The sequence below is a fragment of the Blautia sp. HCP3S3_C4 genome, from assembly GCF_052064095.1.
GTDB lineage: Bacteria > Bacillota > Clostridia > Lachnospirales > Lachnospiraceae > Blautia_A.
Genome location: NZ_JBQHWF010000012.1, coordinates 22,570 through 44,800 on the forward strand (window position 1 = coordinate 22,570; position 22,231 = coordinate 44,800).

24 protein-coding genes are annotated in these 22,231 nt (G+C 43.8%); 23 read left to right on the plus strand and 1 reads right to left on the minus strand.

Translation table 11 applies throughout. The features are described 5' to 3' along the window. Window position 1: 1 nt before the first annotated feature. The 7 genes from ACTNC6_RS11420 to ACTNC6_RS11450 all read left to right on the plus strand — a co-directional run bounded on the left by ACTNC6_RS11420 (window position 2) and on the right by ACTNC6_RS11450 (window position 5,166). The gene (locus ACTNC6_RS11420; protein WP_441044149.1) at window positions 2-1,375 is read left to right on the plus strand and encodes an FtsW/RodA/SpoVE family cell cycle protein; all 1,374 of its coding nucleotides are present in this window, start codon (window positions 2-4) and stop codon (window positions 1,373-1,375) included. Further along, a complete protein-coding gene (locus ACTNC6_RS11425) occupies window positions 1,299-2,780 on the plus strand; it encodes a peptidoglycan D,D-transpeptidase FtsI family protein (RefSeq protein WP_173742540.1) in 1,482 nt (493 codons plus the stop codon). Before ACTNC6_RS11420 ends, ACTNC6_RS11425 begins: the two co-directional genes overlap by 77 nt. 139 nt (window positions 2,781-2,919) lie before the next feature. Further along, complete coding sequence (locus ACTNC6_RS11430) at window positions 2,920-3,375, plus strand: NUDIX hydrolase (protein WP_019161492.1); 456 nt, start codon at window positions 2,920-2,922, stop codon at window positions 3,373-3,375. 84 nt (window positions 3,376-3,459) lie between these two features. Next, window positions 3,460-3,735, plus strand: a complete 276-nt coding sequence (locus ACTNC6_RS11435) for a hypothetical protein (protein ID WP_441036065.1) — start codon at window positions 3,460-3,462, stop codon at window positions 3,733-3,735. Between the two features lie 4 nt (window positions 3,736-3,739). Next, on the plus strand, window positions 3,740-4,642 hold the full coding sequence (locus tag ACTNC6_RS11440) for a DUF2953 domain-containing protein (protein WP_441044150.1): 903 nt from the start codon (window positions 3,740-3,742) through the stop codon (window positions 4,640-4,642). Between the two features lie 2 nt (window positions 4,643-4,644). After that, entirely contained in the window at window positions 4,645-4,995 is a 351-nt protein-coding gene (locus tag ACTNC6_RS11445; RefSeq protein WP_019161494.1) for a GerW family sporulation protein, read from the plus strand. A 33-nt stretch (window positions 4,996-5,028) separates the two neighbouring features. After that, a complete protein-coding gene (locus ACTNC6_RS11450; protein ID WP_441044151.1) occupies window positions 5,029-5,166 on the plus strand; it encodes a hypothetical protein in 138 nt (45 codons plus the stop codon). A 305-nt stretch (window positions 5,167-5,471) separates the two neighbouring features. Here ACTNC6_RS11450 and rpmB read toward each other — a convergent pair whose 3' ends face one another. Beyond that, complete coding sequence (gene rpmB, locus ACTNC6_RS11455) at window positions 5,472-5,660, minus strand: 50S ribosomal protein L28 (RefSeq protein ID WP_019161496.1); 189 nt, start codon at window positions 5,658-5,660, stop codon at window positions 5,472-5,474. Window positions 5,661-5,854: 194 nt separating this feature from the next. On the opposite strand from rpmB, the gene ACTNC6_RS11460 reads away from it, so the two are divergent. The 16 genes from ACTNC6_RS11460 to ACTNC6_RS11535 all read left to right on the plus strand — a co-directional run bounded on the left by ACTNC6_RS11460 (window position 5,855) and on the right by ACTNC6_RS11535 (window position 21,825). After that, on the plus strand, window positions 5,855-6,214 hold the full coding sequence (locus tag ACTNC6_RS11460) for an Asp23/Gls24 family envelope stress response protein (protein ID WP_019161497.1): 360 nt from the start codon (window positions 5,855-5,857) through the stop codon (window positions 6,212-6,214). A gap of 19 nt (window positions 6,215-6,233) precedes the next feature. Continuing rightward, window positions 6,234-7,907: a DAK2 domain-containing protein gene (locus ACTNC6_RS11465; protein WP_441044195.1), complete on the plus strand. Its 1,674-nt coding sequence runs from the start codon at window positions 6,234-6,236 to the stop codon at window positions 7,905-7,907. Between the two features lie 4 nt (window positions 7,908-7,911). After that, window positions 7,912-9,963 carry an ATP-dependent DNA helicase RecG gene (gene recG / locus ACTNC6_RS11470; RefSeq protein ID WP_441044152.1) on the plus strand — a complete coding sequence of 684 codons (2,052 nt, stop codon included), beginning with the start codon at window positions 7,912-7,914 and terminating at the stop codon, window positions 9,961-9,963. Window positions 9,964-10,071: 108 nt separating this feature from the next. Further along, window positions 10,072-10,470 (plus strand): DUF6465 family protein, encoded by a 399-nt coding sequence (locus ACTNC6_RS11475; RefSeq protein WP_441044153.1) that lies wholly within the window; start codon window positions 10,072-10,074, stop codon window positions 10,468-10,470. A gap of 229 nt (window positions 10,471-10,699) precedes the next feature. Next, a complete protein-coding gene (locus ACTNC6_RS11480) occupies window positions 10,700-11,065 on the plus strand; it encodes a BMC domain-containing protein (protein ID WP_019161501.1) in 366 nt (121 codons plus the stop codon). An 11-nt stretch (window positions 11,066-11,076) separates the two neighbouring features. After that, window positions 11,077-11,505 carry a BMC domain-containing protein gene (locus ACTNC6_RS11485; protein WP_173742535.1) on the plus strand — a complete coding sequence of 143 codons (429 nt, stop codon included), beginning with the start codon at window positions 11,077-11,079 and terminating at the stop codon, window positions 11,503-11,505. A gap of 25 nt (window positions 11,506-11,530) precedes the next feature. Next, the gene (locus tag ACTNC6_RS11490) at window positions 11,531-12,070 is read left to right on the plus strand and encodes a EutP/PduV family microcompartment system protein (RefSeq protein ID WP_441036056.1); all 540 of its coding nucleotides are present in this window, start codon (window positions 11,531-11,533) and stop codon (window positions 12,068-12,070) included. A gap of 5 nt (window positions 12,071-12,075) precedes the next feature. After that, a complete protein-coding gene (locus ACTNC6_RS11495) occupies window positions 12,076-13,785 on the plus strand; it encodes a two-component system response regulator (protein ID WP_441044196.1) in 1,710 nt (569 codons plus the stop codon). A 282-nt stretch (window positions 13,786-14,067) separates the two neighbouring features. Next, window positions 14,068-15,015 (plus strand): L-lactate dehydrogenase, encoded by a 948-nt coding sequence (locus ACTNC6_RS11500; RefSeq protein ID WP_441044154.1) that lies wholly within the window; start codon window positions 14,068-14,070, stop codon window positions 15,013-15,015. Between the two features lie 350 nt (window positions 15,016-15,365). After that, the gene (locus tag ACTNC6_RS11505) at window positions 15,366-16,160 is read left to right on the plus strand and encodes a CoB--CoM heterodisulfide reductase iron-sulfur subunit B family protein (protein ID WP_291808617.1); all 795 of its coding nucleotides are present in this window, start codon (window positions 15,366-15,368) and stop codon (window positions 16,158-16,160) included. Further along, the gene (locus ACTNC6_RS11510) at window positions 16,157-16,546 is read left to right on the plus strand and encodes a 4Fe-4S dicluster domain-containing protein (RefSeq protein ID WP_441044155.1); all 390 of its coding nucleotides are present in this window, start codon (window positions 16,157-16,159) and stop codon (window positions 16,544-16,546) included. The genes ACTNC6_RS11505 and ACTNC6_RS11510 overlap by 4 nt, the downstream gene beginning before the upstream one ends. Before the next feature lie 5 nt (window positions 16,547-16,551). Next, a complete protein-coding gene (locus ACTNC6_RS11515; RefSeq protein ID WP_291808611.1) occupies window positions 16,552-18,540 on the plus strand; it encodes a CoB--CoM heterodisulfide reductase iron-sulfur subunit A family protein in 1,989 nt (662 codons plus the stop codon). Continuing rightward, complete coding sequence (locus ACTNC6_RS11520; RefSeq protein ID WP_008703025.1) at window positions 18,531-18,974, plus strand: hydrogenase iron-sulfur subunit; 444 nt, start codon at window positions 18,531-18,533, stop codon at window positions 18,972-18,974. Before ACTNC6_RS11515 ends, ACTNC6_RS11520 begins: the two co-directional genes overlap by 10 nt. Beyond that, window positions 18,962-19,936 carry a 4Fe-4S dicluster domain-containing protein gene (locus ACTNC6_RS11525; RefSeq protein ID WP_441044156.1) on the plus strand — a complete coding sequence of 325 codons (975 nt, stop codon included), beginning with the start codon at window positions 18,962-18,964 and terminating at the stop codon, window positions 19,934-19,936. The genes ACTNC6_RS11520 and ACTNC6_RS11525 overlap by 13 nt, the downstream gene beginning before the upstream one ends. Window positions 19,937-19,939: 3 nt before the next feature. Next, complete coding sequence (locus ACTNC6_RS11530) at window positions 19,940-20,971, plus strand: 4Fe-4S dicluster domain-containing protein (RefSeq protein ID WP_441036050.1); 1,032 nt, start codon at window positions 19,940-19,942, stop codon at window positions 20,969-20,971. Continuing rightward, window positions 20,971-21,825: an FAD/NAD(P)-binding protein gene (locus ACTNC6_RS11535; RefSeq protein ID WP_019161511.1), complete on the plus strand. Its 855-nt coding sequence runs from the start codon at window positions 20,971-20,973 to the stop codon at window positions 21,823-21,825. Before ACTNC6_RS11530 ends, ACTNC6_RS11535 begins: the two co-directional genes overlap by 1 nt. Window positions 21,826-22,231: the final 406 nt, after the last annotated feature.

Genomic DNA, 22,231 nt, shown 5'->3' on the forward strand with positions numbered 1-22,231 from the left:
CATGGTTAATGTGATTGTGGAATTATCCAAATATGTGATCCTCACTTTGATGGTGGTCTATACCTTTCACTGTTTCTATATGGTGAAGCAGCAAAGTGAGGAAGAGAGAAATGAGTCATTGCGTCAGCAGCTGATGCTCATCTTCTTTATGGACTTTACGGCATTTCTGGTTATTTATCTGAAAACCGGGAAATTTCAGGTTGTAACCTTTTATGCAGAGATGATGGCATTTTTTGCCGGAATCCAGATCCTGTACAGACTGCTGTACAAAAAGGCATCCATTTTGCTGCTGAATAATATGTGTATGCTGCTGAGTGTGGGATTTATCATATTGTGCAGACTGGATGTGGCTACGGCCACCCGGCAGCTGATTATCGTTGCGGCAGTGAATTTAGTTGCCCTTGCGGTTCCTGTGCTGATCCGCAAAATGAAATTTCTGAAAGATCTTACCTGGCTGTATGCAGGTGTGGGAATCCTTCTGCTGGGGGCAGTTCTGGTCCTTGCCCGTACCAGCTATGGAGCCAAGCTGTCTCTGATGGGAATCCAGCCTTCAGAGGCCATCAAGATCACATTTGTATTTTTTATGGCTGCTTTGCTTCGCAGAGGGGCAGATTTCAGAACGGTAGTCCAGGCTACGATCGTGGCAGGACTTCATGTAGGAATTCTGGTCCTTTCCCGTGACCTGGGAAGTGCAGTGATCTTTTTTGCAGCATATCTGGTAATGGTTTATGTGGCTGCCAAAAATGTGGGTTATCTGGCCCTGGGGCTTGGCGGAGGTGCGGCAGGGTCTGTAATTGCCTATCATCTGTTTGGTCATGTACGCCAGAGAGTGAGTGCATGGAAGGATCCCATGGCAGTTTATCAGAATGAGGGATACCAGATCGTGCAGTCCTTGTTTGCTATTGGTACAGGAGGCTGGTTCGGAATGGGACTGTGCCAGGGATCCCCGGAGAAGATCCCTGTAGTTAAGAATGACTTTATTTTCAGTGCAATCTGCGAGGAACTGGGAGGAATTTTTGGAATCTGTCTGATTCTGGTGTGTATGAGTTTCTTCCTGATGATCGTAAATATTGCATTGAAGATCAAGAAGCCTTTTTATAAGCTGATCGCCCTGGGACTTGGCACTGAGTATGCATTTCAGGTGTTTTTGACCATTGGCGGTGCCACCAAGTTTATTCCTATGACAGGTGTGACCCTTCCGCTGGTAAGCTATGGAGGAAGCTCTGTGGCAAGTACAGTATTAATGCTGGCAATTATTCAGGGACTTTATATTTTGAGAGAAGACGAGGACGAAGAGATTGAGAGACAACGAAGAAAGGAAGCGGCGCAGAGAGCTGGAAAAACAGCAGAAGCGCAAGGCTCAGGAAATTTCTAAAAAAAGAAGATCCCGCAACAGGGAATATACTTTTGTATCCTGCTTTTTTGTGCTGATTTTTGTCAGTCTGATCGGTTATCTGGTTTATTTTGACAAGGTAAAAAGCGAGGATTTTATCAATAGCCCCTATAACACCAGACAGGATACTTTTTCAGACCGTGTTGTCAGAGGCAAGATTGAATCATCAGACGGAGAGGTGCTGGCTCAGACCAATGTATATGAGGATGGCACAGAGGAGCGTACTTATCCCTATGCAAATATTTTTTCTCATGTGGTAGGTTATGATTCCAATGGAAAAAGCGGACTGGAATCCGAGGCGAATTTTCTGCTTCTGACTTCCCATGAGTTTTTCCTGAATCAGATGAAAAATGAGTTTAAAAGTCAGAAAAATATGGGAGATACGGTAGTCTCTACTTTGAATGCAGATCTGCAGACAACAGCATATCAGGCGCTGGGGGACAGAAGAGGAGCAGTGGTGGCCATAGAGCCTTCCACAGGTAAGATACTGGTAGAGGTGAGCAAACCGGATTTTGATCCCAGCACTATCGCCCAGAACTGGGAAGCTCTTGTGAATGATCAGAATGACAGCAGCCTTTTGAATCGTGCCACAAACGGAGCTTATCCTCCGGGTTCTGTCTTTAAGATTGTCACTGCCCTGGATTATTTCCGCACCAGGGGTACACTGGAGGATTTTTCCTATCTCTGTGAGGGCGGTATTACCAAGGAAGGACATACGATCAGGTGTTATGGCGGGGAAGTACATGGCCAGGAAGATTTTTACAGTGCCTTTGCCCATTCCTGCAACAGTGCTTTTGCAGAAATAGGAACTATGCTGGGAGGCAGTTCTCTGCGGTCAACTGCTGAGGATCTTTTGTTTAACAAAGACCTTCCTCTTACTTCCTACAGAAAGAGCACCTTTAGCCTGAATGGGAAATCCTCTGTTGCTGAGGTGATGCAGACAGCCATCGGACAGGGAAATACTCTGGTTTCACCTATGCATATGGCATTGCTTACAAGTGCCATTGCCAATGGAGGGGAACTGATGAAGCCATATCTCATTGATTCTGTGAAAAACAGTGACGGTGAAACAATAAAGACCACAGAACCGGAAAAATATAAAAGACTTATGAGCGTAAATGAAGCCAATCTTATGGGAAAACTGATGAAGAAGGTAGTAGAGGAAGGAACTGCCTCTGCCCTGAATGGAAGGGGTTATACAGCAGCAGGCAAGACTGGCTCAGCGGAATTTGATGAGAACGGATCCAGTCATTCCTGGTTTGTGGGTTATTCCAATGTAGATGATCCGGATCTGGTAGTTGCCATTATTGTTGAAAACGGAGGAACCGGCAGTGAGTCAGCAGTGCCTATTGCAGGTCAGCTTTTTGATGCATATTACTATGATTAGAATAATGGATAGCAGTGAGTGAACCATAAGGGACAGAAATAAATTTATTCTGCACTGTTTTTAACAGTTGCGGCATTCTCAAAAAAGGGGTATACTATAACCAGTTTTTAATACCACGCAAAACAGGAGGGATTGCATTATGATAGAAGCAACGAGCTGTGGCGGTGTGGTAATTCATCGGGGTAAGATTCTTACATTGTATAAATCTTACAGGAACCGTTATGAGGGCTGGGTATTGCCGAAAGGAACAGTAGAAGCAGGGGAGACACATGAGCAGACAGCGCTGAGGGAAGTGCTGGAGGAAGCCGGAGTGCGGGCGTCTATTGTAAAATATATCGGAAAGAGCCAATATAACTTTACCGTTCCGGAGGACGTAGTTACAAAGGAGGTACACTGGTACCTGATGACTGCGGATAATTATCATAGTAAGCCCCAGAGAGAGGAATTTTTTGTGGATTCCGGATATTATAAGTACCATGAGATCTATCATCTGCTGCGCTTTTCCAATGAAAAGCAGATTGTGGAGAAGGCCTATCAGGAATATCTGGACATGAGGAGCAATGGACTCTGGGGGAAACAGCATAAGTATTATTAACGGAAACCGGGCTGCGTTTTTTACACAGCCCTGTTTAAAATTATGAAAAAGGGGAATGCTGAAAAAGAGAGAGGCAGGTATGGAATGCTGAAATGGAAGAAGGACTATCTTACAGGAGAGGGTGTTGAGGATCCTGAGAAAATAAAAAATAAACTGGATGCCGGGAAGTATGTACATGGAATTTATCTTCTTACTCTGTCTGACAATCCATCCAATCTGTTTGAGATCATTCCGGCAGCTATGCTTCTCCAGAAAAGTTATTACAGAATCTGTCCGGAGATCATTGGCATGGCAAAGGGGAAGGACGAGGCTTTGGAAATGGTTCGCAGTCTGGTACAGGAGACCTATGTGCAGAGGTGAGTAGATGTTACATATTTTATGGCTTATATTAAAGTTTATACTGATTCTGCTGGGAATTGTGTTGGGACTGCTTCTGCTGGCAATTCTGCTGATTCTTTTTTGTCCGGTCAGGTACAGGGCATCCGGGACCAAGGAACAGGATGACTGGAAAAAGATAAGAGGAGAGGGACAGATCAGCTGGCTGTTTCATGGAGTTGTGCTGAGGGTTGTCTGGGCAGAGGGAAATCTGCAGACCTCATTCCGGTTGTTTGGAATTCCTGTGGACAAAATTTTGAACAGGCGAAAAAAAGTAAAAGATTATGCCGGATCAGAGGAAATTCCGGAAAAGCCGGTGAATGCAAAATCTGAGAAAATGATCAGCAGTCCGGTGGATAGTCAGCCACAGGATGCACCGGAAAAATCTCAACAAAAGACAGACTCAGATAAAAAAGAAAAGAAGATAAGCCCTGTCAGGAAACTGCTGTCAGGAATACAGAGCAAGAGAAAGAGAATATGGGACAGAATACATCATATCCGGGCTGCGCTGTGCAGAGTGGGAGCGCAGGTAACCTGGTGGAGAGATTTTCTGGAACACCCAAGGGTGCAGGCGGGGATTTCTCTTGTATGGACACATGCAAAATTTCTGATCCGCCATGTGCTGCCAACTGGGATGGATGGAGAGATTACTTTTTCTACAGAGGATCCCTCTATAACAGGAGCCATCCTTGCAGTGCTTGGAATGACCATTCCTTTCCATAAAAACTGTGTCAGGGTCAGACCCCTGTTTAGCGGAGAAAATTACTGTCAGGGAAATGTGAGAATAAAAGGCAGGATATACGGAATTGTGTTTGTACGGGCAGCGGTTAGTATTTATTTTAATAAAAATATAAAATATGTCATAAGACGATGGAAAACCAGGAGGGCATAAGAATGGCAAACGAGAATAATTTCAAAGAAACTGTAAACTCATTGTTCAAAGGTATGGACAGCTTTATTGCTGCAAAAACTGTGGTAGGGGAACCGATTCATATTGGTGATACCATTATTCTTCCGTTGGTTGATGTGGCTTTTGGCGTAGGTGCCGGTGCTTTTTCCGGTGACAAGAAGGACAATGGCGGCGGCGGAATGACCGGTAAGATGACTCCCTGTGCAGTTCTGGTCATTCAGAATGGTACTACCAAGCTGGTAAATGTAAAAAATCAGGATGGACTTACCAAGATTCTGGATATGGTTCCTGATTTTGTAGATCGTTTTGCATCAGGAAAAGGGGAAGAAGCATAAACTATACCAAACCAATGAAAAGGCAGAGAAAAAGTGGAAAAGCTGATTGGCTTTATGTTTTTTTTTATTGGGTTGGGGATGGTGATAGGATTTCTTATTGCTGAGAATGTGATTCTGGTAGTTACAGCCGGAGCTTTTCTGCTCCTGGGATATCATCTGTTCTGCCACTGAGTCAGTAAAAATGCAGGAAACTGCAGAAGAATCAAAGGACTATAGAGACTATAGAAGGCTGCGGAATCTGCAGCCTTCTTTTTAACCGAATCAAGTAAGTCCCCTACAGAGGTTGCGAAAAGCAATAAGCAGTGGGTGGGGACTTGCTTGTATCAGGAGGAGTGCAAGCTCCTTCTGATAAACTGCGGAGCAGTTATTCGGTTATGAGCAAGTAGCGAAGCGGATTGCGAATATCCGCTTGACTTAAATCAAACACATAAAAAGACAAAAAAATACCCCTGTCAGAACAGGGGTACAGGTGTTATTTATGCTCTTTCTACTTTACCGGATCTTAAGCAAGAAGTACATACATATGTCTTTCTAGCTCCGCCTTCAGCAGTTTTGATTTTAACGGATTTGACGTTAGATTTCCACATTTTATTGGATCTTCTATGTGAATGACTTACATTGTTTCCGAAATGAGCAGCTTTCTCACAGATTGCACATTTAGCCATGATAGCACCTCCTTGACGCTTTTTTTCAACAGTCTACATTGTAACAGATGAATGACTCTTTTGCAAGCAAAAAAAAGAAAATTCTAAAAATTCTTTTATATGAAAGGGGAGAAGACGAAATTTAACATTGTGCAATCACTAAAAAAAGGTTATAATACCTTTATCTAACAATATAGAGCATTGGAGGTAACCATATGAATGGACGTATAGATTCCGGATTGGGTCAGATCATAATTGACACAGATGTAATTGCAACCTATGCTGGAAGTGTGGCAGTAGAGTGTTTTGGTATCGTGGGTATGGCAGCAGTCAGCGTAAAGGACGGACTGGTAAAGCTCTTAGGCAGAAAAAGCCTGAAACATGGTATTAGTGTTAAGATTACAGAGGACAATAAAATCCGCCTGAATTTCCATGTAATTGTAGCATATGGAGTAAATATAAGTACAATTGCAGACAATCTTGTCAGCAATGTAAAATATAAAGTCGAGGCCTTTACAGGAATGGAGATCGAAAAAATCGACATTTTTGTAGAAGGTGTACGGGCAATTGATTAGGATAGAGGAGGAACTTGTGGTGAATAACAAAACCATAGATGCCAGAGTACTTTCCAGAATGTTTCTTGCAGGAGCCAAGAATCTGGAAGCGAAGAAAGAATGGATTAATGAACTGAATGTGTTTCCGGTACCGGACGGAGATACAGGAACAAATATGACGATGACAATTATGGCAGCTGCAGCAGAGGTAGGCTCCCTGGGTGAGATAGATATGGAAACTCTTGCAAAAGCCATTTCTTCCGGTTCCCTTAGAGGAGCGCGCGGAAATTCCGGTGTAATTCTTTCACAGCTTCTCCGTGGCTTCACCAAAAGTGTACGGAAAAGTGAAAATCTGGATGCGGCAGCCATTGCAGCAGCTATGGAGAAAGGCGTGGAAACTGCCTACAAAGCAGTAATGAAGCCGAAAGAGGGAACTATCCTTACAGTGGCAAAGGAAGCTGCAGCCAAGGCTGTGGAGCTTGCTGAGACTGCAGAGGATCTGGATACTTTTTTCCAGGCAGTGATCGCTCATGCAGAGGAGACTCTTGCCAGAACACCGGAGATGCTTCCGGTTCTCAAAGAAGCAGGAGTTGTTGACTCGGGCGGACAGGGACTGGTAGAAGTTTTCCACGGAGCTTATGACGGTTATCTGGGCAAAGAAGTGGATTATACACAGTTCAGTGGTTCCAAGGGTCCTGCAGTGACCAAAATCGATGCACAGACAGAGAAGGATATTAAATTCGGTTACTGTACAGAGTTCATTATTCTTCTGGATAAGCCAATGCCTGAGGAGACAGAGCATGAATTCAAGAAATTCCTCATGTCTATCGGTGACTCTATTGTTCTGGTGGCAGATGATGAGATTGTAAAGGTACATGTACACACCAATCATCCGGGACTTGCCTTTGAGAAGGCTCTTACTTTTGGAGCACTGTCCCGTATGAAGATTGATAATATGCGCGAGGAGCATCAGGAGAAGCTGATCAAAGATGCACAGAAGCTGGCCAGAGAACAGGAGAAGCAGGAGGAGGCAGCAATTGCAGCTCAGCCGCCTAAGGAGGTAGGCTTTATCTCTGTATCTGTAGGAAAGGGAATGACTGAAATCTTCAAGGAACTGGGAGTGGATTACCTGATTGAGGGTGGACAGACCATGAACCCAAGTACAGAGGATATGTTAAATGCCATTGCAAAAGTAAATGCAAAGACCATCTACATCTTCCCAAACAATAAAAATATTATTCTTGCAGCCAACCAGGCCCGTGACCTGACAGAAGACAAGGAAATCGTGGTAGTACCTACCAAAACCATTCCTCAGGGAATCACGGCAATGATCAGCTATGTGCCGGAGAAAAACAGCGTTGAAAATACTGAAAATATGCTCCAGGCGATTTCACAGGTAAAAACCGGACAGATCACCTATGCTGTCAGGGATACACGTATTGATGACAAGGAAATCCATGAAGGCGACATTATGGGAATCGGCGATTCCGGAATCCTTGCAGTTGGAAAGGACAGACTGGAGGTAACTAAGGAAACCATTGCAGCTATGATGGACGATGACTCAGAAGTAGTCAGCATCTACTACGGTGCGGACACTGACCAGGCTGAGGCAGAAGAACTTGCATCTGCAGTGGAAGAGCTTTATCCTGACTGTGACGTAGAAGTAAATGCAGGGGGCCAGCCTATTTATTACTACGTGATTTCGGTAGAATAAACAGATGCCCCCACTTCATACACTAAAAGGTGTAGGCCCGAAAACGGAAGCCCTGTTTGCCAGACTGGGCATTATTGACACAGATTCCCTGATCCATTATTATCCCCGTACCTATGATATTTATGAAGCACCGGCAGAGATTCGTTCTCTGGAGGAATCTACGGTAGCTGCCATAACAGCTACCGTTACAACGGGTGTCTATATTAACAAGGTACGTAATCTCCAGGTGGTAACAACCACAGTGGCAGATCAAACAGGGAGGCTTCCTGTTACCTGGTTTAATATGCCTTATTTACGTTCCACTCTGAAAAAGGGAAGTGTATTTGTTCTCAGGGGCAGGATTACCCGCAAGCAGGGAAAGCTTCAGATGGAACATCCGGAAATATTTACCCCTGCAGCTTACGAAGAGATTCTGCACAGTCTCCAGCCAATCTATGCCCTCACATCAGGGCTGTCCAATAAAACCATTGTGAAGCTGCTCCATCAGGCTTTGGAGGACGGATATCTCCATCAGGAATATCTTTCCCAGGAGTACAGGGAACGGTATCATCTGGCAGACTGCAATTTTGCATTGTCTGCCATTCATTTCCCCAAAAATATGCAGGAGCTGATCGCGGCCAGGAGAAGGCTGGTATTTGATGAGTTTCTGCTGTTTATTCTTGCAGTGCGCCTTTTGAAAGAAAAAACAGAGAGTACAGTCAATACTTTTCCCATGCATACTGTATGGACTACAGAGGAGATCATTGAAAATCTGCCTTATGCTTTGACAAAAGCCCAGCAAAATGTATGGCATGAGATTGAAAGAGACCTGAGCGGTCATGGGCTGATGTCCAGGCTGGTGCAGGGAGATGTGGGAAGTGGCAAAACAATCCTGGCTTTTCTGGCTATGATCATGACTGCGGAAAATGGCTACCAGGCGGTGCTGATGGCACCGACAGAGGTACTTGCCAGACAGCATTTTCAGGCTATGGAAAAGCTTCTGAAGGAACAGGGAATTGATTTCTGCCATCCTTTGCTTCTTACCGGATCGGACACAGCCAGGGAGAAAAGGGAAAAATATGCACAGATTGCATCCAAAGAGGCAAATATTGTAATTGGAACCCATGCTCTGATCCAGGAAAAGGTCCAATATAACCAGCTGGCACTGGTGATCACAGATGAACAGCACAGATTCGGGGTGAAACAGAGAGAGGCTCTGACAACCATGGGAAATCCTCCCAATGTACTGGTTATGAGTGCGACACCCATTCCCAGAACTCTGGCAATTATTATTTACGGAGATCTGGATATTTCTGTGATCGATGAGCTTCCTGCCCAGAGACTGCCTGTAAAAAACTGTGTGGTAGATACTTCTTACCGGCCCAAAGCCTATGCTTTTATGGAACAGCAGATCCGCCAGGGACGACAGGTATATGTAATCTGTCCAATGGTGGAGGAAAGTGAGGGAATGGACGGGGAAAATGTTCTGGACTATACAGCAAAGCTTCAGCAGATTTTCTCTTCTGATATTAAAATTGCTTTTCTTCATGGGAAAATGCATTCCAGGGAAAAGAATAAGATTATGGAGTCCTTTGCTGCAGGAGAAATCCAGATTTTAGTATCCACCACAGTTATTGAGGTAGGAGTGAATGTCCCTAATGCAACCGTAATGATGGTGGAGAATGCGGAGCGTTTTGGTCTGGCACAGCTTCATCAGCTTCGGGGCCGTGTGGGAAGAGGAGAACATCAGTCTTATTGTATTTTTATGCAGGGAAATAAAGAAAAGGAAACATCAAAACGGTTGGAAATTTTGAATAAATCCAATGATGGTTTCTATATTGCAGAGGAAGATTTGAAGCTAAGGGGACCGGGAGATTTCTTTGGGATCCGACAGAGTGGTCTGCTGGAGTTCAAACTGGGTGATATTTATCAGGACGGGGATATTCTGAAGGCTGCCAGTGAAACGGCAGCGCAGATCCTGGAGCTGGATGAGAATCTGAGTCTGGAACAAAATGAAATTCTGAAACAGCGGTTAAAAGCATATATGCAGGAGGATTTGGAAAATCTGGGAATATAGTTATTGCAAAAAAACAGAAAACGTAGTATTCTATTCCGGTAACAGGATATCGAAAGCTGTGGATTTCCAGAGTCCACAGCTGGATTACCTTGTAAGGAGGCTATATATATGACACCAAAAACAACTGCAAAAAAAGCAGAACCTGATACATCTACAGTACAGACAACCGAAGTAAAAGAGGCTCCTGCAAAAACTACAGTCAGAAAAACCAGAACAACTGCAAAGAAAACTACTGAGAAACCAGCAGCAGAAAAGAAGCCGGCAACAGAGAAAAAAACGGCAGCAAGAAGAACTGTAAAGAAAGAGGTAAACGCAGAAGTTTATGTACAGTTCCTTGGCAAAGAGGTTTATGCAAAGGATGTTCTGGAAAATGTGAAGAAGATCTGGACAGAAGAAATGGGCAAGAAAGAAAAAGATCTGAGGGATGTTAAAATATACATCAAACCAGAAGAAAATGCAGCATATTATGTGATCAATGGTGATGTGACAGGAGCTGTTGGGCTGTAATACATAAGCAAAGAAAAACCGGAGGACTCAGAGAAAGAGCCTCCGGAAATTTTTTTCCAAAACACCTCACAGGATAGAAGCATGCAAACAGTAACAAACATCAATAAATGGTAACCAAAAGTAACAAAATACCACAAAACTGGTAGATTTTAACTTGACATAAAATGGGGAAAATAGTACGATTAGAGTACTAAGTGAAAGTATGCTTTGAAAGTGAGGAAGATTTAAAATGGCAAATGACCATGGCGAACAGATAAGAATTGTACAGGAAACAGTAGCAGGTAAGGAGATTACTTTTGCACATGTAATGGGAGGTCCGGCTCCTGTCATCTATCAGAAATTGGGTCTGAACCCTCAGCTGGACTATCGTTCCTCTGCAATTGGAATTATGAATATGACACCTCCGGAATCAGCAGTGATCGCATCTGATATTGCAGTAAAGAGCGGAAATGTATATCTTGGCTTTGCAGACCGTTTTACCGGAACACTGATCATTACAGGAGAGATTTCTGACGTAATGTCTGCACTGACGGAGATCGTGGATTATTTCCGGGATACTCTGGGCTATGTAGTATGTGACATCACCAAGAGATAGGAAGTGTTGGAATGGCTGGAATAACAACGAAGGAGCTTTTGGAAAAGATCTATCATGAGGATTTTGAAAAGCTTAAGGGGAAGAAACTCCGCATGGTCAGAGTCCGGGTTCCGGGTAAGGAAGTGTGCATGGCTCATGTGATCAGTCCTTCTTCTTCCTGTATTTATCAGAATCTGGGATTACATATCGGTACCCATGAGGGAGAGGATCACACAGGCGAGGCAGTAGGCATCATTCGCTTTACACCCTGGGAGGCTGTTGTGGTAGCTGCTGATGTGGCTATGAAAAGTGCAGATGTACAGATCGGCTTTATGGATCGTTTCTGCGGTTCCCTGATATTGACAGGCGGACTGACAGAAGTACAGACAGCAGTGGAAGAGGTAGTGAAATTTTTTGACCAGGTGCTGGGCTTTAAAACCTGCCCGGTTTACAAAAGCTGATACAGGATAAGGTGACAGATAATATATGAAGAAAATTTTTCTTATGGGAAGAAGTGAGGCAGGGAAGACTTCCCTTACCCAGGCACTGAAGGGGGAAGAGCTTCACTATGTAAAAACGCAATATACCAATACCAATGATGATACCATTGATTCACCGGGAGAATATGCAGAGTCCAAGCGCTTCAGCGTGGGACTGGCATGTTTCTCCTTTGAAGCAGATGTGGTGGGAATTGTGCAGGCAGCAGATGAGCCTTTTAATCTTTTTGCTTCCGGCAGCCATTCCTTTATCCAGAGACCGCTGATCGGGATCATAACCAAGATAGATTCTCCGTATGCTAATATCCCTATGGTGAAGCAGTGGCTGATCAATTCAGGCTGTGAGAGGATTTTTCTGGTAAACAATGTGACCAGAGAGGGAATTGATGAACTGATGGAATATCTGAAAGATGATCTTCCAAAGTTAACCATGGAACAGGCCAGATATCGGCAGAGCCTGGGCCTGAATGAATGGGATCCGCTTCCGGAGGGAGTAAGTTATCCAAACCATACAGAAGGGAAAATGTGAAAAAAATGAATAACCACAGGCAGAGAAAAGAGATGAAAGAAGATACCTTGAAAAAAGTCAGCAATGATGCAAAGCGTAAGGTATTAGTGGTAGAGGATAACCAGTTAAACAGAGAAATGCTTGCAGAAATTTTGTCTGACAGATATCAGGTATTGACAGCCTGTGACGGGGAAGAAGGTTTGCGATGCCTGGCAGAGCATTACCAGGAGCTGTCAGTAGTCCTTCTGGATGTATGTATGCCCGTATGTGATGGATATGAATTCCTGGAAAGGATTCAGGGAGATTCACTGCTTTCGTCTATTCCGGTGATCGTCATGACTGCCAGCAGCAGACAGGAGACAGAATTAAAATGCCTGGAGCTGGGAGCCGTAGATTTTGTGATTAAGCCCTATAATCCACAGATTGTACTTGGAAGGATTAACAGTGTGATCAAGCTGAGAGAATCTGCCCAGATTCTGGCTGCCGTGGAACACGATGAGCTGACTGGTCTGTATACCAGACAGGCCTTTTTTCATCATGCCAAAACTCTGTTCAAATTAAAAAAAGAGGAAGATTTTCATGTTGTGGTTGCGGATGTAAAGGATTTTAAGCTGATCAACGGCAGTTATGGAGCGACTGCAGGGGACAAACTGCTGTGCTATATGGCAAAGGCATATCAGGGGCTTATCCGGCATGGGCTGGTTTCCAGATATGGAAGTGATCAGTTTGCCTGTCTTGTTTATGGGCAGCCGGAGATTGATAAGGACAAAATAGAAACGTATATCAGAGAGATCGCAGATCATGCACCCATTCCTAATGTGACCATTAATTATGGAGTTTATATGCACATTGATAAAACACTTCCTGTATCTGCAATCTGCGGTCGTGGCTTTATGGCAATCAAAAACATCCGTGGTAATTATGAAAGTAATGTCTCTTATTATACTGCGGAGATGAGGGAAAAGCAGATACGCAGCCGACAGCTGGAAAGTGATTTTGAGAGTGCTGTGGCAAACAGGGAATTTGTGGTGTATTATCAGCCTAAGTACAGCGTGGGAACAGAAAAAATCGTAGGTGCGGAGGCACTGGTGCGCTGGCAGAAGCCGGATGGAGAAATCATATCTCCCGGAGAGTTTATCCCTGTGTATGAAAGGAATGGTCAGATCGTAAAACTGGATGAATATGTATTCAGACAAGTCTGCTGTTATCAGAGAAGACGGATGCTGCAGGGAAAGGAGCTGATTCCGATCTCAGTCAATCTGTCCAGGGCAAGTCTGCATCGCAGCGGTACGGTGCTGCGCTATGTGGAGATTGTGAAGGGTGCAGAAATCCCTTTTTCTTGTGTACCCATAGAGCTTACGGAGACTGCTGCCCTGTATAGCGACCGGATCAGGAGGATTACAGAGGCACTTGTCAGAACCGGATTCCTTTTACATATGGATGATTTTGGCTCCGGATATTCTTCTCTCACCAGTTTGAATGAGCTGCCCTTTTCTACTTTGAAGATTGATAAAAAGCTGATAGATTATATTGAACAGCCAAAGGGAAAAAAGGTGGTGCAGCAGGTAATTTCCCTTGCTCATGGACTGGATATGAAGGTAGTTGCAGAAGGTGTTGAAAACTCCGAACAGGCTCAATTGCTGAAAGAGATGACATGTGATGTGATCCAGGGCTTTTATTATTCACGTCCTCGTCCGGAAGAGCAATTTGCTGCAATGGCAGACCAGGAGATATGAAATAGGGTTTGACTTTATAGATGATAGAATAAAGTCAAACCCTGTTTTTTTTGCCCCAGTATTTGCGAATAATTGTGAAAAACATAACAAAACAAAAGAAAAAAATGAAAAAAAGTCATCAAAAAGCTATAAAAATAAAACTTAACACTTTATTTAATAAAAATAACTTGTTAAATGATTGACGATATGATATGATTTTCAAGACCACTATTGTACATATCTAGATACAATATCATCAAGATATGGCTGAAAATTTATCAGGAAAAAAGGAGTATTAAGGTTATGGGCAGTAAAATTACTATCATTGGTGCCGGCAGCGTCGGGTCTACAATTGCGTACACTTTATCAAGCCAGGATATCGCGTCTGAGATTGTTCTGATCGATATCAACAAACAGAAGGCAGAGGGCGAAGTTCTTGATATCATTCAGGGAACCTGCTTCAGAGATCCAATCTCCATTATTGCCGGTGATTATGAAGATGCAAAGGATTCCGATATTGTGATCATCACCTCCGGTATTGCGCGTAAGCCTGGACAGACAAGGCTTGAGCTTACACAGACAAATGTAAACATCCTTAAATCCATCACACCGGAGATTGTAAAGGCAGCACCGGATGCTCTTTATCTTATTGTAAGTAATCCTGTTGATATTATGACTTATGTGTTTACAAAGATTTCAGGACTTCCGGAAAACCAGATCCTTGGTTCCGGTACCATTCTCGACTCAGCACGTCTGCGCTGCGGACTTTCCGAGCATTTCCAGATTGCGCAGAGTAACATTCATGCCTATGTATTCGGGGAACATGGAGATACTTCCTTTATCCCATGGTCCGGTGCCTATATTTCAGGCGTAAGTGTAGATGAATACTATGAAATTGAGAAAAAACTGGGCAAAGACATTGAACCTGTGGACAAAGAGGCTATGCTTCAATATGTACAGAAATCCGGCGGACAGATTATTTCCAAGAAAGGTGCAACCTTCTATGCGGTATCTTCTTCTGTATGTAAGCTCTGCAGCCTTCTTGTATCTTCCTCAGAATCTATCTCCACAGTATCCACTATGATGCATGGAGAATATGGAATCGAAGATGTCTGCCTCAGTACCCTGACTTTGGTAGGACCAAATGGCGTGCAGGGTAAAATTCCTATGAGAATGAACAAAGCAGAGATTGAACAGCTGCAGAAGAGTGCAGACGCACTGAAAGAGATTATTGCTCAGCTTGACCTTTAAAAATAAAATCCCAAAAGGAAGTGGGAAATCCTGCTTCCTTTGGATTTATATTTCGTCAGAACCAATTAAAAGATTGTTTGTAAAATAACAAAAAAGAGAAAAATCAGAAAAAAATACTTGTTAAATTGTTATCAATATGATATGATATTTTCGGAAATCGAGCTGATACACTCCTTTAATGCGGAGGAAGGGTGTGCAAACTCTTTTATTTTCTATGTCTCAACAAAGATATAAAAAGTAATTGTATTAGACTTGATTTATATTTTTGTCTATATATCGTTAAAAAAAAGACAAAGGATCATATGATTATCACTATTTACCTAAACAACTAAGAAAGGATAATGTTAAGTATGAAGTACAGTTATTATCCGGGTTGTACCCTGAGAAACAAGGCGAAAGATCTGGACGAATATGCCAGAGCCAGCGCCAGAGCACTTGGGTTTGAACTGGAAGAAATCGAAGACTGGCAGTGCTGTGGAGGTGTTTATCCTCTGGGAACTGACGAAATCGCTACGAAGCTTTCTTCCGTACGTGCTCTTAATCAGGCCAAAGAAAAGGGCCAGGATCTGGTAACAATCTGCTCTGCCTGTCATCACGTGATCAAACGTGTCAATGATGATATGAAAAATGTGGAAGATATCCGCACCAGAGCAAATAATTACATGCAGCTTGATGAGCCTTATGCAGGCGAGACAACAGTGCTCCATTATCTGGAAGTACTTCGCGACAAAGTCGGTTTCGACAAGCTGAAAGAGAAAGTGGTAAACCCGCTTACAGGAAAGAAAATCGGAGCCTATTACGGATGCCTCTTATTACGTCCGGGCAAGATTATGGCTTTCGATGATCCGGAGAATCCAACCATTATGGAAGATTTTATTCGTGCACTTGGTGCAGAACCGGTGATCTATCCATACAGAAATGAATGCTGCGGCGGTTACATTTCTCTCAAAGAAAAAGAAATGTCCCAGAACATGTGTCAGAAAATCGAAGACAGTGCCAAAGGCTTTGGCGCAGATATGCTGATCACAGCCTGTCCATTGTGTAAATATAATTTAAATAAAAACGCTTCCAGCGAACTGCCTGTATATTATTTCACAGAGCTCCTTGCAGAAGCCCTCGGAGTAAAAGAGGAGGTAGCAAAATGAGAAACGAACATTCAGCAGCAGAGAAGATCAAAGAAATCTCAGGAACAAATCCGCTGAAATGTATGAAATGTGGAAAATGTTCTGCTACCTGTCCATCCTTCAATGAAATGGATATCAAACCACATCAGTTTGTATCCTATGTTGTAAATGAAGATATTGAAGCACTTGCCAATTCAAAATCTCTCTGGAAATGTCTTTCCTGCTTTGCCTGCGTAGAGCGTTGTCCGAGGGATGTAAAACCTGGAAAGCTCATCGATGCAGCAAGACAGTTAGTTGTCCGCGAAAAAGGCGGCGATTATCTGAAAGCAGATGAGATCCCGGAACTTCTTGATCCGGAACTGCCACAGCAGCTTCTGGTAAGTGCATTCAGAAGATACAGGAGGTAGGAAACGTGCAGAGAATTGGTGTATTTGTCTGTCATTGCGGAAGTAATATCGCCGCTACGGTAGATGTAAAAAAAGTTGTTGAATTAGCTGCCAAAGAGCCGGGGGTGGTTCATGCAGAAGACTACCAGTATATGTGTTCAGAAGCAGGTCAGGCCAAGATTCAGGAAGCCATCAGAGAGAAAAAACTGACAGGCGTTGTTGTCTGTTCCTGTTCTCCCCGTATGCATGAGGCAACATTCAGAAAAGCAGCCGAAAGAGCCGGACTGAACCCATACATGGTGGAGATCGCAAATATCCGTGAGCACTGCTCCTGGATCCACAAGGATATGGAAGAGGCTACAAAGAAAGCCGTAATCCTTGCCAGAGCAGCAATCGCAAAAGTGAATTTAAATGCTCCTCTTCAGCCGGGAGAGAGCCGTGTTACAAAGAGAGCCCTGATCATCGGCGGCGGTATTGCCGGAATCCAGACAGCCCTGGATATCGCAGATGCAGGATATGAAGTAGATATTGTAGAGAAAACTCCAAGTATCGGCGGAAGAATGTCACAGCTTGATAAAACATTTCCTACACTTGACTGTTCTGCATGTATCCTCACTCCTAAGATGGTTGAGGCAGCAGCTCATGAGAAGATCAATATCTATACATACAGTGAAGTAGAACATGTCAGCGGTTTCGTAGGTGATTTTACCGTTGATATCAGAAAGAAAGCAAGAAGTGTAAATATGGACAAATGTACAGGCTGCGGTGTCTGTCAGGAAAAATGTCCGTCAAAGAAGATCCCTAATGAATTTAACAGAGGATTAAACAACAGAACTGCTATTTACACTCCGTTTGCACAGGCCATCCCAAATGTTCCGGTTATTGACCGTGAGAACTGTATCAAATTTAAAACCGGAAAATGTGGTGTCTGCTCTAAAGTGTGTCAGGCAGGAGCCATTGAATACGATCAGCAGGATGAGATCGTAACACAGAAATATGGTGCCATCGTAGTTGCTACAGGTTTCGATACCATCAAGCTTGACAAATACGATGAATATGCATACAGCCAGAGCAAAGATGTGATCACATCTCTGGAACTGGAACGTATTATGAATGCAGCAGGTCCTACAAAGGGACACTTAGAGCGTCTTTCCGACGGAAAGGCTCCGAAAGAGCTGGTATTTATCCAGTGTGTGGGAAGCAGATGTTCCGATGACAGAGGAAAGCCATACTGCTCCAAGATCTGCTGTATGTACACAGCAAAACATGCAATGCTGATCCGTGATAAATATCCGGATACAAATGTAACAGTCTTCTATATTGATGTGCGTACACCGGGTAAGAACTTTGATGAGTTTTACAGAAGAGCTGTAGAGCAGTACGGTGTAAACTACATCAAAGGACAGGTAGGAAAAGTTATTCCTCAGCCGGACGGAAGCCTTCTTGTACAGGGATCTGACCTGATTGATAATAAACAGATCCTTAAGAAAGCAGATATGGTCGTTCTTGCAACAGCCATTGAACCAAATCCGGATGTGCGTAAGATCGCTACCATGCTTACAGCAAGTATTGACACAAATAACTTCCTCACAGAAGCCCATGCAAAGCTTCGTCCTGTAGAATCTCCTACAGCAGGTATCTTCCTTTCCGGTGTATGCCAGGGACCGAAGGATATTCCGGAGACAGTTGCACAGGCCGGTGCTGCAGCAGTTAAGGCAATTGGTCTTCTTGCAAAAGATAAACTGACAACTAACCCATGTACAGCAAAATCCGATGAACTGTTATGTAACGGATGTTCTACATGTGCAAATGTCTGCCCGTATGGAGCAATTTCCTATGAGGATAAAGAAGTAAATGACCACGGTATCCGTGAAACAAGAAGAGTAGCCGTTGTAAATACAGCACTTTGCCAGGGCTGTGGTGCATGTACAGTAGCCTGCCCGTCCGGTGCTATGGATCTGCAGGGCTTTTCCAACAGACAGATTATCGCGGAGGTAGATGCAATATGTCGATAGAAACAAACGAAGAATTCAGACCTAAGATTGTGGCATTCTGCTGTAACTGGTGCAGTTATGCAGGTGCAGACCTTGCAGGAAGCAGCCGTCTTTCCTATCCGGCTGATGTAAAGATCATCCGTGTTCCATGTTCCTGCCGTGTCAATCCAATGTTCATCCTCCGCGCTTTTGAGAAAGGTGCTGACGGTGTGATCATGTGTGGATGTCATCCTGGAGACTGTCATTACAGCACAGGTAACTACTATGCAAGAAGACGTATGACACTTCTTTTCTCCATGCTGGACTACATCGGTGTGGAAAACGGAAGAACACGAGTAGAATGGGTTTCCGCTGCTGAAGGTGTGAAATTCTCCCAGACTATGAATGAGTTTGTAGAGAAGATCCATTCACTTGGTAAGAACGTAAGATTGGAGGATTTAAGATGCAGGAGCTGATAAATCGTGCAAAAGAACTTCTTGCTGACGGCACAGTTGCAAGAGTTCTGGGATGGAAAGCCGGAGATCTGCCTTATAATCCGGAACCGGCTTACTTTGAAACAGAAGAATCTCTGAAAGATTTTGTATATAATGGATTTTGTGGTGCAAACCTTAGCAAATATATGATCGAAGCTTCCAAACTGGAAGGCAAGACACTGGTTTGTTTAAAACCATGCGATACCTACAGCTTTAACCAGCTGATCAAAGAGCATCGTGTAGACCGCGAAAAAGCTTATATCATTGGTGTTGGATGTAAAGGAAAACTGGATATCGAAAAGATCCGCAAACAGGGGATCAAAGGTATTGAGAGCATTTCCGGTGCAGAGATCACAGATGAAGCAGAAACACTGACCATTCAGACAATTTATGGTGAGAAAACCTGTGCATATAAGGATGCAATGCTTGAAAGATGTCATGTATGTAAAGGGAAAGAACATAAGATCTATGATGAACTGATCGGAGAGTCCAAAGAGACAAAAGATGCAGACCGCTTTGCAGAAGTAGAGAAGATTGAGGCAATGAGCCCTGAAGAGAAGTTTGCTTTCTTCCAGAATGAATTAAGCAAATGTATCCGCTGTAATGCCTGCCGTAATGTCTGTCCTGCATGCAGCTGCCGTAAATGTGTATTTGACAGCAACAAGTTTGACAGTGCACAGAAAGCAAATGTGGATTCCTTTGAAGAAAAGATGTTCCACATCATCCGTGCATTCCATGTGGCAGGAAGATGTACAGACTGCGGTGAATGCAGCAGAGTATGTCCTCAGGGAATTCCGCTTCACCTGTTTAACCGTAAATTTATCAAAGATATTGATACATTCTATGGTGAATATCAGGCAGGAGAGGATTCAACCTCCAAGGGACCTCTTACAAACTTTACATTTGAAGATGTTGAGCCGAGTATCGTGGCAGAAAGGGGATAATGTATGTATAAGATAGCAGCAGAAAATCTGCAGGCATTATTCCGGAAAATTGCCGCAGATCAGGATTTATATTTACCTGTCAAAGTCAGTGATCAGGTAAACTTCAGAGCATGGAGCCAGGACGCAGAAGTCTGTCTTGACACTTTAAAAACCGTAAAGTCACCAAAAGATGCTTTCTTTCCACAGAGTGAAAACCTTTATACCTGCGAAAAAGAAGGAAAGAACATTACCATCGAACCACAGGCATTACAGGAGAAAAACTTTGTTGTATTCGGTATGAAAGCCTGCGATGTACAGGGTGTAAAAGTTCTGGATAACGTATTTTTAAGTGATCCGGTAGATACCTTCTATGCAGCAAGAAGAGAGCATGGAACCATCGTTGCACTTGCATGTCATGAACCGGAAGAGAGCTGTTTCTGTAAAGTATTTGGCATTGACTGTGCAGATCCTGTTGCAGATGTTGCAGCATGGATGATCGAAGGCGAGCTTTACTGGAAACCTCTTACAGAGAAGGGCGAAGCTCTTACAAAGGCAGTTGCAGAACTTCTTAACGATGCGGATGAAGCAAAGGTAGAAGAAGAGAAAACTGCGATCCGCGCCATCGTAGAAAAACTTCCTTATTCCAATCTTTCTCTGGAAGGATGGGGACAGGAAGATTACATGGACCGTTTTAACTCTCCTGTATGGGAAGAACTTTACAAACCATGTCTGGCATGTGGTACCTGTACATTCGTGTGTCCTACCTGCCAGTGCTATGATATCAAAGACTATGATACAGGACATGGGGTACAGCGTTACCGCTGCTGGGATTCCTGTATGTACTCTGACTTTACCATGATGGCACACGGAAATAACCGTAACAGCCAGATGCAGCGTTTCCGTCAGAGATTTATGCATAAGCTTGTTTACTATCCGGTAAACAATAACGGAATGTTCTCCTGTGTAGGATGTGGCCGTTGCGTTGAGAAATGCCCGTCATCCTTAAATATCGTAAAAGTCATTAAAGCTTTTGAAAATCAGGGAGGTGAAAAATAATGAGCGAATGTACCTGCCATAAAAACTATACATTAGACACACTGATCCCAAAGGTTGGTGTGATCACAGATATCCGCCAGGAGACACCGGACGTTAAGACCTTCCGTGTAAATGCTCCTGAAGGAGGAAAGCTTTTTGAACATATGCCTGGTCAGTGTGCAATGGTCTGCGCACCAGGCGTCAGTGAAGGTATGTTTTCCATTACTTCTTCACCTACAAATAAAGAATATCAGGAATTCAGTATCAAAAAGTGTGGTTCCCTGACTGATTATCTTCACAGCCTTCAGGTTGGAGATGAGATTACAGTCCGCGGACCGTACGGAAACCATTTTCCTGTAGAAGATAAATTAAAGGGCAAAAACCTTCTGTTTATCGCAGGTGGTATCGGACTTGCACCACTTCGTTCTGTTATCAACTATGTACTGGACAATCGTGCTGACTATGGAACAGTAGATATCCTCTATGGTTCCCGTTCTGCAGATGACCTGGTACAGCTAAAGGAAATCCAGGAAGTCTGGATGAAAGCAGAGGGAGTTAATGTTTATCTGACAATTGACCGCGAACAGGAAGGCTGGGACGGACATGTTGGATTCGTTCCTTCCTATTTAAAAGAGATCGGATTCGATACAAACAAAACAGCGCTTGTATGCGGACCGCCCATCATGATCAAGTTCGTTCTTGCAGGACTGGAAGAACTGGGCTTCTCCAGAGAACAGGTTTATACAACTCTGGAGCTTCGTATGAAATGTGGCGTAGGTAAATGCGGCCGCTGCAATATCGGATCCAAATACGTCTGCAAAGACGGCCCGGTATTCCGCTGCGACGAAATCGACGAACTGCCGGCAGAATACTGATTGGTTGGTGAAGGGGACGCATTCCGGAAATTTATATTCCACGCAGGCAAAGGAGCAACGGTTCGGTGAGGCCCTCCTGATTTTCCACTCTATATATGGAGTGGGCATTATCGTTAATGGCAGGAGAGCTTGACTGTATACGGCATCATTTGGCCAGCGCACAGCCAGGGGAATTGGGTCTCGACCTAAGTGCCCTTTTAAGGAGTGGTTTTAGCGATGACGAAATCCAGCGCCTACGCAGACTTAGGCGCGAGGGCTCTCCCGAGCGGCTTAGTCGTAGTTGGCGATTAGTTCGGCAGCGCGTTACGACGGGGCCGTGGGCGAGACCCAATTCCCCTGGCGTCCCCTTCCAATCTCATATAAAAAAAGCATACAGACAATGAACAATAAAGAAAGGACCTTCAAC